This is a genomic window from Subdoligranulum sp. APC924/74 (assembly GCF_003324125.1).
GTDB lineage: Bacteria > Bacillota > Clostridia > Oscillospirales > Ruminococcaceae > Gemmiger > Gemmiger qucibialis.
Map to the genome: position 1 here is coordinate 1 of NZ_PSQF01000003.1, position 16,473 is coordinate 16,473.

The window sequence follows — 16,473 nt, forward strand, 5'->3', positions numbered from 1 at the left end:
GTATTATCTGCGCTTTTGGCTTAGCATCTGCCGCACCTCGCTCGCCGTATCGGCACTTAGAATTATGCGGTATTGCCGGTATTTTTGCCCGCTTTGTGCATAAATCCAATCTGTCCGCGCAACACTAATGGCATACACAACACGAACGGTGCGGTTGAAAATTCCGGGCGGCAGGTTTTGCGCCCGATGTTTTGGCCGTACGGCAAGCAAAGGACGGGGGAAGATGAACAGCATTAAAGCATTTTTGAAGGCAAAAGGGCTATATCTTGTCTGCCTTGCGCTGGTGTTTGCGGCAACCATTACCGGAATTGCCGCCATCCGCAGCGTGGTGCGCGGGGTCGAGGACCTGACCCGCATCCAAAAGCAGGCCCTGGAGGAGGGAACAGACGTATGGGATTCACCGGATGCCGCCGTAAACCAGCCCGCACAGGATGTTCCTGTGGCGACAGCGCAGCCATCGCCCGCGCCGTCAGCTGCGGGGTCTGCATCGTCATCCTTGCAGCAGGGGGCTGGGCAGTCTGGCAGCGCCTCCGGCGGGACTGGCAGCTCTGCTGCTTCGTCCGCGCAGCAGGGAACCTTGCCACACGCTGGCTGGAACGGTAAAGTCAGCCAGGCGTTCAGCGGGAATACGCTGGTGTATAACCCCACCCTGGGGGACTGGCGCACCCACAACGGCACGGATTATACCGCCGAACAGGTAACGGCGGTGGCCGCCGGTACCGTGACCGCCATTGCGGATGACGCTCTGTGGGGCCGCGTGGTGGAAGTGACCGACGCGCAGGATCGCGTGTGGCGCTACTGTGGGCTGGAAGAAGTTGCCGTGACCCAGCGCGAAAAAGTAACCGCCGGGACCCGCCTTGGCACCACAGGCAACGTGCCCGCCGAAGCCCAGCAGGGCAGCCACCTGCACCTGGAATGCCGCAAAGCCGGCGCCTGCCTGGACCCGGAAAAAAATTAACACAGGCAATGCCGCTGCACCGTGGATGGTGCGGCGGCATTGCTCTGCCATGAATTCGGACAAGCTCTTAAAAAATATCCTGCTTGCCAGCAAATCCCGTTGACAAATGCACGAAACATGTGTATTCTTATGGTAAAGATATCTTACCATGTCTTATTTTATAAATTTTCTTACAACTCATTCCATACAGAAAGGAGCCCGCCATGACACGCCAGCGTGCCTTGATTTTGGAAATTTTACAGCACAGCCCCAAACATCTGACGGCGGACGAAATTTTTGCCATTGCCAGGGAGAAGATGCCCGGCATTGCCCGCGGCACCGTGTACCGCAACTTAAAGCTGATGGAACAGGCCAGGGAAATTGCCCGGCTGGAAATGCCGGATGGCCCCGACCGGTTTGATAAAACCTCCAACCCGCACGGCCATTTGTACTGTGATTGCTGCGGCAGCCTGCAGGATCTGCCGGTGATCGGCCTGGTGCGCGAAATTGAAAATGCCATTGGAACCGAAGTGCGTTCCTACCAGTTGACCATCCATTACATCTGCCCTGAATGCCGCGAAAAACAGGCTGAACTTTAACAGCGGAGAAATACGCCACAAACTGTGCTTCCCTGATTATATTTAGGGAGCACAGTTTTTTATTTTGTCATCATGCTCCGAAGCGTCAAAAAGGCTGCCGGACAGCCCTGCAGATGAGCAGGACGGGCGATATTTTAGGCAATACCGCATAATTCTAAGTGCCGATACGGCGAGCGAGGTGCGGCAGCTACTAAGCCAAAAGCGCAGATAATACTTTGTGTATTATCGAGCATTTTGGCAACGCAGATGCCGTACCGCAGCTGCCGGGGCGGTACTTAAGCCGTCAGGCGGGAATTGTGCGGTGTTGCCTTTATAAAATCAGGCATAGTATTGAATATTAATATATAAATGGTGCGGGAACATACAGGATACTCTGCTGCCGGGTGGAATATATGAAATGCGGGTACAGCACTGTGACATGGCGTTGCAGGGAAAAATGCAGCCGGAATGGGCATAACATACAAAAACAGAACACAAAGATGTTGCAATATGCCAGATACGTACAAAATTCTGCAACTATTTTAGTCAAAATGCGCCTTGCTTTTCCTCCGGTGTTGCTATACCATAAAAACAATGAGCGGGAGCGAAAGAAGCATCCCGACCTATAAAGAAGGAGAACCATTATGAAAAAAACATTAGCGTTGACCTTGGCAGCTGCAATGACCTTGAGCCTGGCTGCCTGCGGCAGTAGTGCCTCCAGTGCCTCCAGTGCCGCAACATCCACGGAAAGCACATCTACCGATACTTCGGCAGCTACCTCTACGGCTGCTGAAAGCGGTACCGTTGAAAATAAGGATAAGCCGCTGGTGTGGTTTAACCGTCAGCCTTCCAACAGCACCACAGGCGAGCTGGATACGGAGGCGCTGAACTTTAACGGCAATACTTATTATGTCGGTTTCGATGCCAACCAGGGTGCTGAACTGCAGGGCAAGATGATCGCAGATTACATTAAAGCACATGCTGACACCATCGACCGCAACGGCGACGGCGTTATCGGCTATGTTCTGGCAATCGGCGATATCGGCCATAATGACTCGATTGCCCGTACCCGTGGCGTTCGTAGCGCTTTGGGCACCGCAGTGGAAGGCAGCAGCGGCATTGTTTCTGATCCTGTCGGTACCAATGCGGATGGTTCCGCTACCCAGGTTCAGGACGGCACCATTGATGTGGATGGCACGACTTTCGCCGTTCGTGAGCTTGCTTCTCAGGAAATGAAGAATTCCGCCGGCGCTACCTGGGATGCCGGCACCGCCAGCAACGCCATCAGCGCCTGGGCTTCTTCTCTGGGAGATTCCATCGATATCGTTATTTCCAACAATGACGGCATGGGCATGGCAATGTTTAACTCCTGGTCGCGGGAAAATGGCGTTCCCACCTTTGGCTACGATGCAAACGCTGACGCAGTTGCTGCCATTGCCGACGGTTACGGCGGAACGATCAGCCAGCACGCTGACGTGCAGGCCTACCTGACCCTGCGCCTGCTGCGTAATGCACTGGACGGCGTGGACATCAACACCGGTATTGCCACTCCGGATGCTGCAGGCAATGTCCTGAGCAGCGATGTTTACTATTACAATGAGGACGAGCGTTCCTACTATGCTTTGAACGTGGCAGTCACGGCAGACAACTACACGGACTTCACCGACTCTACCAAGCCGTATGGGCCTGTTTCCAACCAGCTGGATGCCACTACCAGCCCGGAAAAGAGCGTTTGGCTGGATATCTACAACTCCGCGGATAACTTCCTGAGCGCTACTTACCAGCCCCTGCTGGAGAAATATGATGATCTGCTGAACCTGAAGATTGACTACATCGGCGGCGACGGCCAGACCGAGGCCAACATCACCAACCGCCTGGGCAATCCCAGCGCATACGATGCCTTTGCCATCAATATGGTTAAGACCGATAACGCTGCTTCGTACACTTCTCTGCTGAACCAGTGATCCAACGGCAACAGCAATAACTGACAGTTAAGTAACGGCAACGCTATTAGGGAGAATGTATTTCTCCATAGGGGAGAATGAAGTTTTCTCTAATAGCGTTTTTTTATGAAAACAGGTGAGCAGCCGTAGGGCAGTTTGCCAATTTGCAAGACGGGAGTGACGAGAATGGCAGAAGCGAAAGACGATATTGTCTTGTCAATTCGCGGTATGTGCAAGTCGTTTGGCCGCAACCGAGTACTTGATCATATCAATCTGGATGTAAAACGCGGTACAGTTATGGGGCTTATGGGCGAAAACGGCGCCGGTAAGTCTACCATGATGAAATGTCTGTTCGGTACTTATCAAAAGGATGAGGGCAAGATTTTCCTCAATGGCAAGGAGATCAGTTTTTCCGGCCCGAAAGACGCGCTGGAAAACGGAATTGCAATGGTGCATCAGGAACTGAACCAGTGCCTGGAGCGCAGTGTGATTGATAACCTATTCCTGGGGCGGTACCCGGTCAACTCTATGGGCGTGGTTGACGAAGGGCAGATGAAGAAGAAAGCAGCCGATCTGTTCCGCAAGCTGGGCATGACTGTCAATCTGACCCAGCCCATGCGTAATATGTCGGTTTCGCAGCGGCAGATGTGTGAAATTGCCAAAGCCATCTCTTACAATGCCCAGGTCATCGTTTTGGATGAGCCGACTTCTTCGCTGACGGTGCAGGAAGTGAATAAACTCTTTGAGATGATGCGCATGCTGAAAGAACAGGGCATTGCGCTGATATACATCTCACATAAGATGGACGAAATTTTTGAAATTTGTGATCAGATTTCGGTTCTGCGTGACGGCAACCTGGTTATGACCAAGGACAGCAAGGACACCAACATGGGCGAGCTGATCACTGCCATGGTTGGCCGTTCGCTGGAAAGCCGCTTCCCGCCGGTGGACAATATCCCCGGGGATCCGATCTTGTCCATCCAGCATCTGTCCACCAAATATGCGCCTTATCTGCAGGATATCAGCTTTGATGTGCGCGAGGGCGAAATTTTTGGTCTGTATGGCCTGGTGGGCGCCGGACGTACAGAGCTGCTGGAAACCATTTTCGGTGTGCGTACCCGTGCGGCAGGTCGTGTGTATTTCCGCGACCACCTGATGAACTTCAACAATGCCCACGAAGCGATCGAGCATGGATTTGCCCTGATTACCGAGGAACGCAAAGCAAACGGCCTGTTCCTGAAGAGCGATTTGACATTTAATACTACCATTGCCAACCTGGACCAGTACAAAGGTGGCCTTGGGCTGTCAATGCCCAAAATGGTAAAAGCCACAAGCAAGGAGATCAAGGTCATGCACACCAAATGCATGGGACCTGACGATATGATCACCAGTTTGTCTGGCGGCAACCAGCAAAAGGTCATTTTTGGCAAATGGCTGGAACGCGAACCCCAGGTCTTTATGATGGATGAACCTACGCGCGGTATAGACGTTGGCGCAAAGTACGAAATCTATGAGCTGATCATCAAGATGGCCAAACAGGGAAAGACGGTTATTGTTGTTTCCTCTGAAATGCCTGAGATTCTGGGTATCACCAACCGGATCGGCGTTATGTCCAACGGACATCTTTCCGGCATTGTGAATACCAAGGAAACAAATCAGGAAGAGCTTTTGAGACTCAGCGCAAAATACCTGTAATGGGGGATAATGATCTATGGCAACTGCAACACAAACTTCAAAAATTCTTTCGGCGGAGCAGGAAGCCAAGCTTCGCCAGCCAATCGATGAATATGTTGGGAAAATCCAGGCGCAGATCGATGAACTTCGTACTGACGGTACTGAAAAAGCTGTCAATATCCAGAATGAGCTGGATAACCTGAAGCGCGACCGCATCTATACCGCGCAGGAAAAAACGGAACGTGAGACCAAACTGAAGGCTGAATTGGCAGCGGCCAAGGCAGTTGAAGAAAAAAACAAGGGCCAGATCAACAAGCTGATCGCTGATGCCGAAGCCTATTTGAAAGCCCATTATGACAGCGACTATTACCAGGCGGTGGTGGCCAGCTGCAAGCAGGAAAAGGTACAAGCCCAGCAGAAATATCAGGCAACTGTAGAACAGCTGAAAAAGGAACACGAGACGGCGCTTTCCAAGCTGAGCAATCAGCAGGAAATCAAGGACGAAAAGTATGTCCACAAGAACCGCCTGTTCGACGCCAAAATGCAGTTGGATAAGGACTGCCAGGCAATCAAGGACCGCCGGCATGCCGCGTTTGATTACAAATATCACCTGATCGATATGCTGCGCCTGTCCAAGTTTACGGTTGGCGAGTCTCTGGCGCAAAAGTGGGAAAACTACAAGTACACATTTAATCGCCGTGACTTTTTGCTGCGCAACGGTCTGTACATTGCAATCGTTATCATCTTTATTATACTGTGCCTGATTGCCCAGTTCGGCAAGAAAGTGCCGCTGCTTACCGTCAACAATATTTTGAACATTCTGCAGCAGGCTTCGCCGCGCATGTTCCTGGCTTTGGGCGTTGCCGGGCTGATCCTGCTGGCCGGCACGGACCTGTCCATTGGCCGTATGGTTGGTATGGGCATGACTGCCGCTACCATCATTATGCACAAGGGAATCAACACCGGTGCGGTTTTTGGCCATGTGTTTGATTTTACCGGGCTGCCGGTCGTTGCCCGCGTTATTTTGGCGCTGCTTGTCTGCATTGTCCTGTGCACAGTCTTTACCACCATCGCAGGTTTCTTTACAGCCAAGTTCAAAATGCACCCATTCATTTCTACGATGGCGAACATGCTGGTCATTTTTGGCTTGGTCACCTATTCAACCAAGGGTGTTTCCTTTGGCGGTATCGAAGGCAACATCCCCAGCATGATCATCCCCAAGATTGGCGGTTTCCCCACCATTATCCTGTGGGCTATCGCAGCTGTGATCATTGTGTGGTTCATCTGGAACAAGACGACCTTTGGTAAAAACCTGTTCGCAGTCGGCGGCAACGCCGAAGCTGCTGCTGTTTCCGGCATCTCGGTATTCCGCGTTACGGTAGGCGCGTTTATTTTGGCAGGCATTCTGTATGGCTTCGGCTCCTGGCTGGAATGCATCCGTATGGTGGGCTCCGGCTCCGCTGCATATGGTCAGGGCTGGGAAATGGACGCCATCGCGGCCTGCGTTGTGGGCGGCGTTTCTTTCACCGGCGGTATCGGCAAGATTTCCGGCGTGGTTGTCGGTGTGTTCATCTTCACCGCGTTGACTTACTCTCTGACCACTTTGGGTATTGATACGAACCTGCAGTTCGTGTTCTCCGGTATCATCATTCTGGTTGCTGTTATGCTGGACTGCCTCAAGTACGTTCAGAAGAAATAATCTATACCGGCTGTACGGCAAAAATTCGGCTGTGTTTATAAAAAACAGGCTGAATTTCCGGCGCTCCGGTGCCTCCCGGCATAAACCGCAGCGTATCATCAGATAACACAAAAGCATGTGCATGACAAAACAAATCGAAAATTTTGGGTTTTCGAGGAGGGCGGGTGCACATGCTTTTATTTTTGACCCGCAAAATCTTTGCCGTATCCCCAAAACCGCTGCCTGTATGCAAGGCATTTGCCTTTACCCGGCGGTATGGTATAATTTGAGAAAGAAACCGGAAGGGAGGAGAGCGATGTGATTTATCTTTCGGAATTTTATTTTCCCAGCCAAAACAGCGAGGCTAACTACCTTGCCGAGTCGCCGCGGGCCAAAATGACCTGCTATGATTCTTTCTACCCCTTTGGCCTGTTTGCGGGCCGGGGCTTGAAAGCACTGGACCTGGCGGATGTGACCATTTTGTACGGCGGCAACGGCTCCGGCAAAACCACAGCGCTCAACGTGATGGCGGACGCTTTACGCCTGCAGCGCGGGGCACAGTATAACCGCAGTGATTTCTTCCCGGATTATGTTTCCCTGTGCCAGTTCCACACCCTGCATGCCATCCCGGCGGGCAGCCTGATTTTGACCAGCGACGATGTGTTTGACTATATGTTGGATGTGCGCGCCATCAACGATAACATTGATACCCGCCGCGGCAGCCTGTTTGATGAATACACCGAGGCCCGCACCGCCAAATTCCAGATGCACAGCATGGAGGATTATGACCGGCTCAAGCAGGTCAGCGCGGCACGGCGCTATTCCAAATCTCAGGTGGCGCGCAAAACTTTGTCTCCCAACATCCGTACCCACTCCAACGGCGAAAGCGCCTTTTTGATGTTCCAAGAAAAACTGCGCGGGGATGCCCTTTATCTGTTGGATGAACCGGAAAACAGCCTTTCTGCCGCGCGGCAGATCGCTTTGGCGGATTTTTTGGCAGATTCGGCCCGGTTTTACGGCTGCCAGTTTGTGCTGGCCACCCATTCGCCGTTTTTGCTGGCAATCCCCGGTGCCCGCATTTATGATCTGGACAGTGACCCGGTGCGCACCCGCCGCTGGACCGAGCTGGAAAGCGTGCGGGATACCTTTGAGTTTTTCCAACAGCACAAGGAGGAGTTTTGATGGCGGAACGCCGATTTTATCAAGGGGAAACCTTTGCCAATTATGACCCCGGCGAGCTGCTGGAAAACGCCGAGTTCGAGGACTGTGTGTTTGACCACTGCCGCTGGCTGGGCACGCGGGTGCAGAACTGCCGCTTCAACGCCTGTACCTTTGACCACTGCAATTTTTCCGGCGTGGTGTTCAGCTTTACCACCATGAAAGATGCCTGGCTGCTGAACAGTGCGTTCCGTTCCATGGCGTGGGGCGGGCTGCAGGGCAAAAGCGGGGTGTTCCAGCCGTTTGGCAAAATCAAAAACTGCGCGTTCCGCTACAATGATTTTTCCGGCATGGCACTGAACGGCTTTGACTGGACCGGGGCGGAACTGCAGCAATGCACCTTTGATGATACCCGCCTTGCCGGGGCCAGCTTTTACGGCGTGCGGCTGGGCGGAACCCGGTTCACCCGCTGCGATTTGCAAAAAGCCGACCTGCGCACCGCCGAAGAATACGCCATTGATTTGGAGACCAACAAGTTGAAAGGCGCAAGGTTCAGCTTTCCTGATGTGGTAAGGTTACTGGATGGAACGGGGATTGTGATCGAGTGAGGCGCTTAAAACGACCCAACGTAAGGTGCTTTGATAAAAACCCAAATAGGAAATTGGCTTCCCTCTGAGGGGCCGTTCTCTTTATAATGCACTACCACCATTTAACCTGCCTCTTACCCGTTGGGGCGCCCATTGTGCGCCCGCTAACCTGACAGGATAACGATTTTTAGAAAATGATAAACCGGGTAAAAAACCCAAAAACTCGCCCTGAATTTTTACAATTCGAAAATGGTGAAAATGTTGTGGAATTTTTTGGCGTGTGGTATAATAAATGAAATCGCGGTTTATGGTTGATTTTTCGGCCCGGCCGCATTTGATTAAAAAAGCAACGCGCGGCCGAACAGGCTGCCGGGTGCAGCCGGAAAATCCCCGGGTACGCCCATTTATAAGGAGGAACGAACGGAACATGCAGAAGAAAAAAATCACCGCATTCCTGCTGGCGCTGGCAATGGTGTCCGCTATGGCACTGCCCGTTTTTGCACAGGAGCCGAACCCGCAGGCTGAAACCGCTGCAAGCATTGCAGTGGTGGAAACTGCTACCCCGGAAACCGCAGCCACCGAGAAACCGGAAGTTGACGCTGAACCGGCAGAGGACAACGTGAAAGAGGATGCCGCTACCTATGATGCACCGCCGGAGAACGGCTGGTATCAGGAATACCCCGGCGGCCCCTGGTATTGGTACGAAAACGGCGTGCGCCAGGGCACCACTGGCCGCGGCAAGGAAATCTATGACCCCAAGAGCGATGCCTGGTACTGGCTGGATGCTGTTCAGGGCGGCGCTATGACCACCAATAAGGACGTCTATCAGGACTCCAACGGCGGCAAGTGGGTGCGTTACGATGCCAACGGCCATATGGTCAAGGGCTGGAATACCAACGAGAAGGGTACTTACTACTTCGATCTCGTGACCGGTGCTATGGTAAAGGGGATGTGTACGATAGACGGCATTCCCTGCGCATTTGATACCACCACAGGCATTGGCCTGGATAAGCAGTGGGTCAACATTAACGGTGACAAGTTCTGGTACGAAGGCGGCAAGCGCCAGGGCACCACTGGCCGCGGCAAGGAAATCTATGACCCCGCTTCCGATGCCTGGTACTGGCTGGATTCCGTCAATAACGGCGCAATGGCTGTCAGCAAGGATGTCTATCAGGACTCCAACGGCGGCAAGTGGGTCCGCTATGATGCCAACGGCCATATGATCAAGGGCTGGAATACCAACTCTCAGGGTACTTATTACTTTGACCTCATCACCGGCGCTATGGCAAAGGGCACCGTTGTGATCGACGGCATTACCTGCGTGTTTGATTACAACACCGGCATTCTGCAGTCCACCAGCGTGGATGTGACCAAGTACCGCGAGATCAAGCGCACCAACTACTATGCTGACGGCAGCGTGATGAATACCCTGACCACCGATTACGATGCACAGGGCCGCCTGCTGAAAGAGCAGCGCCGCGATAAGTCCGGCAACCTGCAGGTTCAGGACGACTTCTATTATGAATACAACGGCATGCTGACCAAGCATACCCACCGCGAGTACGGCAACGACAACTACTCTTACGAGTATCGCTATGAGTATGATAACAGCAACCGCTTTGCCAAGATCTCCGTTTACCGCTACAATGGCGGCTGGTACCTGTACAGCTACTGGACTGCCAAAGAGTGGGACAGCCTGGGCAGCGTTTCCAAGTTCTGGGAATACAACGGCCAGAACAAAGTTACCTGCATCGTCAACCTGACCAGCAGCGGCAGCCGTAACCGTTACACCAAGATGACCATTGTGAACAGCAGCAACAAGACCGTGCGTACTGACACCTGGAGCTATGACAGCAACGGCCACCTGGCCGGCTGGACCAACAGCGGCAACTCCAACGGCTATTCTAACGTGCTCAGACTCTCCAGTGATAACAATATTGGTGCTGGCAACCCGCTGTTCGACCGTCATTGCGGCAAATTTGTCACCGATGACAAGATCACCAGCGCTTCCATCAAGTTCCAGAACGATGAAGTTGTCGAGATCCGCCAGAACAACCAGCGCATCTCTTACACCAACCAGGAAAGTATGGGTATGAACAGCAGCAACAATCTGACCCGTACCTTTGCTACCTACACCGATGGCGGCAACTTCCGTTACCGCACCCTGGTTGAGTACTTCAAGTACAAGAACTAAGGCAACACCGCACAATTCCCACCTGACGGCTTAAGCACCGCTCCGGCGGCTGCGGCACGGCGTCTGCGTTGCCAAAATGCTCGATAATACACAAAGTATTATCTGCGCTTTTGGCTTAGCAGCTGCCGCACCTCGCTCGCCGTATCGGCACTTAGAATTATGCGGTATTGCTCTAAGCGTAACAGCTTAGCTTGATGTTGGCTTAACCCTAAAACCACGGCCCCCGGCAGAGTATTTTACGCTCTGCCGGGGGCTTTTTGTGTATTGCCGCCCATTTGCGGGCATACTGAACAATGAACCCCGATGACGAAAGGAGCACTGTATATGCCTGCAAAAATGAACCCCTTTGAGGTAAAAACCAAACCCGCCGACCGCTACTATATGGACTGGCAGAAACTTTACCCCCGCCCCTATGACAAAAACGAGGTGGACCCCTACACCCGGCTGCGTATTATTTTAATGAACGGCACCGAGTACGAGGCCAACTGGTTCTCCCACCAGTTCCACCGCCACTGCACCAACAACGACCTGCGCCGGGAACTTGCCGTGCTGCGCCGCACCGAGCAGCAACAGCAAAAGCGCATTGCCTGCTTAAAGCCGATCGACGAAAGTATTCTGGAAACCACCATCGGGTACGAGCAGCTGGCCGTGGACCTGACGGCTATTCTGGCCCAGCGGGAGCCGGACGCCTATGTGGTGCAGGTGATGAACCTGGCTCTGCTGGAGGATTTTGACCACCTGTACCGCTATGCGGATCTGCTGGAACTGGAACGCGGCATCCACGCCGAGCGGCTGGTGGGCTGCTATACCGAGATCATGCCCGGACGCCCCACCATTGCGGAGCACCGCCACCCGCGGGACAGCGTGCGCAAGCCCATCAGCGCGGCCACGGCGGCCCCCATCACCAAGCTGAACGCCGCCATTATCACCGCCGCCGAACAGCAGACGATGAACTATTATATGAACATCGGCACCTTTTATGATAGTGACCTTGGCCGCAGGCTGTACCAGGAGATCGGCATGATCGAAGAACAGCATGTGACCCAGTACGGCGCTCTGCTGGACCCCGGCATGACTTGGCTGGAAAACCTGCTGCTGCATGAATATACCGAGTGCTACCTTTATTGGTCCTGCGTGGAGGATGAAACCGACCTGCATATTAAAAAGATCTGGGAGCAGCATTTTGAGCAGGAGTGCAGCCACCTGCATGCCGCCGAAGCCCTGCTGAAACAGTACGAGGGCAAGGAAGCCTGCCAGATCATCCCGGATGGGACTTTCCCGGAACTGCTGCGCTTTGGCCCCCAGAAAGAATATCTGCGCAAGGTGCTCAAAACCACCATGTTGAACACCGCTGTGCAGGATGACCCCGCCATTCCGGTGGAGACCCTGACCAAAGATGCACCCTACTATGCTTACCAGGCTGCCGTCTGCCCGGATGCTGCCCGCGTGGCCAGCCACCAGGTGATTGAAGAGCACATTGGCACCAGCGGCAAGGACTACCGCTTTGAAGAAAAGCCCCATCCGGTTGAAGCCCTGCGCGACCGCACCCAGGATAATACCACGATTGCCCGAGGCAAAATCTGAACCACCCGAAGGGGCAGAGGATGGCAAACCGCCATCCTGTACATGAAAACAGGCTGTTTTTTGTAAAAAATGCCGGAGTGGATGGGAGGGCCTGCCCTCTTGAACTGCCGTGCCGGGGAACGTATAATAATAACATTGCTGTGTAAGCAGCCGGCAGTGGTTACCGGGCGTTGAAAAGTGATGTTGCGCGGGGGTGATGGGAGCATGATGTACGCCCGCTGACCGCGCCCCAACAATGCTTTTTGACATGCGGCAACTACCTGCCGCTGCTTACAATGAGGGAGGATGTTGAGATTGAAACGTGAATCATTTGCTTCACGCATTGGCTTTTTGATGGTCAGCGCAGGCTGCGCCATCGGCATTGGCAATGTGTGGCGCTTCCCAACCGTAACGGGCCAGTATGGCGGCGGCGTATTTGTGCTGTTCTACCTGCTGTTCCTGGTTTTGATGGGAGCACCGGTGCTTACCATGGAGCTGGCTGTTGGCCGTGCGGGCCACGGCAGCGCGGGCACAGCCTACCGTGCGCTGGAACCCAAAGGCAGCAAGTGGCACCTGCACGGCTGGGCCTGCCTGATTGGCTGCTGCGTGCTGATGATGTATTACACCACCGTCAGCGGCTGGATGCTGGCCTATTTCTTCCGGTTTGTCAAGGGTACATTCACCGGTCTGGCCGCCGATGCCGTCAGCGGCGTGTACGCCGACCTGCTGGCCGACCCGTTCGAGCAGATCGTCTGGATGGCCATTACCGTGCTGCTGGGCTTTTTTGTCTGCAGCCGCGGTTTGCAGAACGGCATTGAACGCATTGGCAAATGGATGATGGGCGCGCTGTTTGTGCTGATCCTGGTTCTGGCTGTGCACAGCTTTGTGCTGCCCGGCGCGGGCGAGGGCCTGGCGTTCTACCTGCTGCCGGACTGGAACCGTGCCGCCGAAATGGGCATTGGCAATGTCATTGTGGCTGCCATGAACCAGGCGTTCTTTACCCTCAGCCTTGGCGTTGGCGCTATGGAAATCTTTGGCAGCTACATGAGCCGGGATTATACCCTGGCGGGCGAGTCCCTGCGCATCTGCGCGCTGGATACCTGCGTGGCCATCTGTTCCGGCCTGATCATCTTCCCGGCCTGCTTCTCTTACGGGGTCAGCCCGGATGCAGGCCCCAAGCTGATCTTTATCACCCTGCCCAATGTATTTGCCAATATGGCGGGCGGCCGCCTGTGGGGTACACTGTTCTTTGTATTTATGACCTTTGCCAGCTTTTCTACCATCATTGCTGTGTTCCAGAACATTCTGGCCTGCCTGCAGGAAAGCTTTGGCTGGAGCCTGAAACGCGCCTGTGCCGTTGGAACGGTGTTCATCCTGCTGGCCAGCGTGCCCTGCATTCTGGGCTTTAACCTGTGGAGCGGTGTGCAGCCCATGGGTCCCGGCAGCACCGTGCTGGATGCTGAGGACTTTTTGGTCAGCAACCTGCTGCTGCCCATTGGCAGCTTGATCTACCTGCTGTTCTGCGTAACCAGGTGGGGCTGGGGCTTTGATAACTACTTAACCGAAGCCAATACCGGCAAGGGCCTGCGCCTGCCGCGGTGGTTCAAGCCGTATTTCAGCGTGGTGCTACCGCTGCTGATCGTGTTTATTCTGGTGCAGGGCCTGTAAAATAAAGCCGTACCGGAACCCGGCAAACCGCAAAAAAATACCTGCCTGCTGCAAACTGCCCAAAAGGCATGGCGTGGCGGGTGGTATTTTTTTGAGGGATTTTGTTAATAATGTGTCAAATACCCCTTGCGCAAACCGCAGATTCTGCGTATAATATAGGCAGGGCAAAAGGGGCTGTCTGCCCCCTGTGCCAAACAGTACCAAAGCACAAGGCTAATATAAATTACCGAGAGGAGTTTTTTACCATGGGTTTGGGCAAAAAGACGATTGATGACGAAAACTACGCTGGCAAGCGTGTGCTTGTCCGCTGCGATTTCAATGTCCCGATGAAGGACGGTGTGATCACCAACGACAACCGCATCAATGCGGCTCTGCCGACCATCAAAAAGCTGATCGCTGACGGCGCAAAGGTTATCCTGTGCAGCCATCTGGGCAAGCCGAAGAACGGCCCCGAAGCCAAGTTCAGCCTGGCTCCCGTTGCTGTTCGCCTGAGCGAAAAGCTGGGTCAGCCGGTTACCTTTGCTGATGACGACAACGTTGTTGGCAACCAGGCCAAGGCTGCTGTTGCCACCATGGGCAACGGCGATGTTGTTCTGCTCCAGAACACCCGTTTCCGCAAGGAAGAAACCAAGAATATCGACACCTTCAGCGAAGAGCTGGCCAGCCTGGCTGACGCTTACGTTGACGATGCTTTCGGCTCCTGCCACCGTGCACACTGCTCCACCGCAGGTGTGACCAACTATGTTAAGGATACCGCTGTTGGCTACCTGATGGAAAAGGAAATCAAGTACCTGGGCAACGCCGTCAACAACCCGGAGCGCCCCTTCACCGCTATTCTGGGCGGCGCTAAGGTTGCTGATAAGCTGAACGTTATCTCCAACCTGCTGGAAAAGGTCGATACCCTGATCATCGGCGGCGGCATGGCCTACACCTTCCTGAAGGCACAGGGCTATGAGATCGGCAAGAGCCTGGTTGACGATTCCAAGATCGACTACTGCAAGGAAATGATGGCTAAGGCACAGGAAAAGGGCGTTAAGCTGCTGCTGCCCGTTGACGCTGCCTGCGTTGCTGACTTCCCCGATCCCATCGACGCACCTGTCGAAGTTAAGGTCGTTCCCGTTACCGCAATCCCGGCTGACATGGAAGGCTGCGATATCGGCCCCGAGAGCATGAAGCTGTTTGCTGATGCCGTCAAAGCTTCTAAGACCGTTGTCTGGAACGGCCCCATGGGCGTGTTCGAAAACCCGACCCTGGCAGCCGGCACCCTGGCCGTTGCCAAGGCTATGGCTGAAAGCGGCGCTACCACTGTGATCGGCGGCGGCGATTCTGCAGCTGCTGTGCAGCAGATGGGCCTGGGCGACAAGATGACCCACATCTCCACCGGCGGCGGTGCTTCCCTGGAATACCTGGAAGGCAAAGAGCTGCCCGGCATTGCCGTTATCCAGAACGCATAATTAAAAAACCGCAGGAGCGCGGCGGCTTAGCCGCTGCGCTCTTTTTGTTATGTGGCCCGCATGGTAGACAACAAAGAAAATCCACGCAAGCAAATAAGTAGTTAATAAGAAGGAGTTTTTATCATGGATAAACAGAACCGTAAGGCAATTATTGCCGGTAACTGGAAAATGAACAAGACTGCTACCGAGGCTGCTGAACTGATTGACGCCCTGATCCCCGCTGTTAAGGATGCAGGCTGCGAAGTTGTGATCTGCGTGCCGTTCACCGACCTGGTGACCGCCGTTGCCAAAACCAAGGGCACCAACATCCATGTTGGCGCTGAGAACGTTCACTTTGAAAAATCCGGCGCTTTTACCGGCGAGATCAGCGCTGACATGCTGACCGACCTGGGCGTTGAGTACGTTGTGGTTGGCCACAGCGAGCGCCGCCAGTATTTTGCTGAAACCGATGAAACCGTCAACAAGCGCGCCAAGGCTGCACTGGCCGGCGGCCTGAAGCCCATCATCTGCGTGGGCGAAAGCCTGACCCAGCGCGAACAGGGCGTGACCGAAGAGCTGATCCGCATGCAGGTCAAGATCGCTCTGAACGGCGTGACCGCTGACGAGCTGAAGAACGTTGTTATCGCTTACGAGCCCATCTGGGCCATCGGCACCGGCAAGACCGCTACCGCTGACCAGGCTGAGGAAGTCTGCGCAGCCATCCGCAAGGTGGTTGGCGAGCTGTACGGCGCTGACGCCGCCAAGGCACTGACCGTTCAGTACGGCGGCAGCATGAACCCCAAAAACGCAGAGGAACTGCTCTCCAAGCCCGATGTTGACGGCGGCCTGATCGGCGGCGCATCCCTGAAAGCAGACCAGTTTGCTGTTATCGTGGAAGCTGCTACCAAAGGCTGAGAATGAATGAGCAATTAGGAATGAGAAATTAGGAATTGGCTGAACCGGAAAGGCTTGAGCCGATGGAACCACCTTTCCGTCTGCTGCGCAGACAGCTTCCCTCAAGGGAAGCCAAGTGTGGCACCAAAATGGTATCTATTATTCT

Annotated in this window: 12 protein-coding genes; all 12 read left to right on the forward strand. The window is 54.1% G+C overall.

Annotation, left to right across the window (positions count from 1 at the left end):
- Positions 1-223 precede the first annotated feature (223 nt).
- The 12 genes from C4885_RS01955 (at position 224) to tpiA (ending at position 16,328) form a co-directional block, all read left to right on the forward strand.
- Entirely contained in the window at positions 224-958 is a 735-nt protein-coding gene (locus C4885_RS01955; RefSeq protein ID WP_158538778.1) for a M23 family metallopeptidase, read from the forward strand.
- Positions 959-1,161: 203 nt separating this feature from the next.
- A complete protein-coding gene (locus tag C4885_RS01960; protein WP_113998781.1) occupies positions 1,162-1,536 on the forward strand; it encodes a Fur family transcriptional regulator in 375 nt (124 codons plus the stop codon).
- Between the two features lie 623 nt (positions 1,537-2,159).
- Positions 2,160-3,479 (forward strand): substrate-binding domain-containing protein, encoded by a 1,320-nt coding sequence (locus C4885_RS01965; RefSeq protein WP_113998782.1) that lies wholly within the window; start codon positions 2,160-2,162, stop codon positions 3,477-3,479.
- A 165-nt stretch (positions 3,480-3,644) separates the two neighbouring features.
- A complete protein-coding gene (locus C4885_RS01970; protein WP_113998783.1) occupies positions 3,645-5,153 on the forward strand; it encodes a sugar ABC transporter ATP-binding protein in 1,509 nt (502 codons plus the stop codon).
- A gap of 16 nt (positions 5,154-5,169) precedes the next feature.
- Positions 5,170-6,831, forward strand: a complete 1,662-nt coding sequence (locus C4885_RS01975; protein WP_113998784.1) for a galactoside ABC transporter permease — start codon at positions 5,170-5,172, stop codon at positions 6,829-6,831.
- Positions 6,832-7,128: 297 nt separating this feature from the next.
- The gene (locus C4885_RS01985) at positions 7,129-7,992 is read left to right on the forward strand and encodes an AAA family ATPase (RefSeq protein WP_242979454.1); all 864 of its coding nucleotides are present in this window, start codon (positions 7,129-7,131) and stop codon (positions 7,990-7,992) included.
- Positions 7,992-8,576, forward strand: coding sequence for a pentapeptide repeat-containing protein (locus C4885_RS01990; RefSeq protein ID WP_113998786.1), 585 nt, complete (start codon positions 7,992-7,994; stop codon positions 8,574-8,576). The genes C4885_RS01985 and C4885_RS01990 overlap by 1 nt, the downstream gene beginning before the upstream one ends.
- Positions 8,577-8,982: 406 nt before the next feature.
- Positions 8,983-10,749: a hypothetical protein gene (locus tag C4885_RS01995; protein ID WP_113998787.1), complete on the forward strand. Its 1,767-nt coding sequence runs from the start codon at positions 8,983-8,985 to the stop codon at positions 10,747-10,749.
- A gap of 336 nt (positions 10,750-11,085) precedes the next feature.
- The gene (locus C4885_RS02000) at positions 11,086-12,333 is read left to right on the forward strand and encodes a hypothetical protein (RefSeq protein WP_113998872.1); all 1,248 of its coding nucleotides are present in this window, start codon (positions 11,086-11,088) and stop codon (positions 12,331-12,333) included.
- 294 nt (positions 12,334-12,627) lie between these two features.
- Entirely contained in the window at positions 12,628-13,980 is a 1,353-nt protein-coding gene (locus tag C4885_RS02005; protein WP_113998788.1) for a sodium-dependent transporter, read from the forward strand.
- Positions 13,981-14,225: 245 nt separating this feature from the next.
- Positions 14,226-15,434, forward strand: coding sequence for a phosphoglycerate kinase (gene pgk, locus C4885_RS02010; protein WP_113998789.1), 1,209 nt, complete (start codon positions 14,226-14,228; stop codon positions 15,432-15,434).
- Positions 15,435-15,557: 123 nt separating this feature from the next.
- On the forward strand, positions 15,558-16,328 hold the full coding sequence (tpiA, locus tag C4885_RS02015; protein ID WP_113998790.1) for a triose-phosphate isomerase: 771 nt from the start codon (positions 15,558-15,560) through the stop codon (positions 16,326-16,328).
- The last annotated feature ends 145 nt before the right edge of the window (positions 16,329-16,473 follow it).

Coding starts and splice junctions, on each gene's coding strand:
- pgk (WP_113998789.1), top strand. CDS start 14,226: ATGGGTTTGGGCAAAAAGACGATTGATGACGAAAACTACGCTGGCAAG.
- C4885_RS01960 (WP_113998781.1), top strand. CDS start 1,162: ATGACACGCCAGCGTGCCTTGATTTTGGAAATTTTACAGCACAGCCCC.
- C4885_RS02000 (WP_113998872.1), top strand. CDS start 11,086: ATGAACCCCTTTGAGGTAAAAACCAAACCCGCCGACCGCTACTATATG.
- C4885_RS01965 (WP_113998782.1), top strand. CDS start 2,160: ATGAAAAAAACATTAGCGTTGACCTTGGCAGCTGCAATGACCTTGAGC.
- C4885_RS01995 (WP_113998787.1), top strand. CDS start 8,983: ATGCAGAAGAAAAAAATCACCGCATTCCTGCTGGCGCTGGCAATGGTG.
- C4885_RS01975 (WP_113998784.1), top strand. CDS start 5,170: ATGGCAACTGCAACACAAACTTCAAAAATTCTTTCGGCGGAGCAGGAA.
- C4885_RS01970 (WP_113998783.1), top strand. CDS start 3,645: ATGGCAGAAGCGAAAGACGATATTGTCTTGTCAATTCGCGGTATGTGC.
- C4885_RS01990 (WP_113998786.1), top strand. CDS start 7,992: ATGGCGGAACGCCGATTTTATCAAGGGGAAACCTTTGCCAATTATGAC.
- tpiA (WP_113998790.1), top strand. CDS start 15,558: ATGGATAAACAGAACCGTAAGGCAATTATTGCCGGTAACTGGAAAATG.
- C4885_RS01955 (WP_158538778.1), top strand. CDS start 224: ATGAACAGCATTAAAGCATTTTTGAAGGCAAAAGGGCTATATCTTGTC.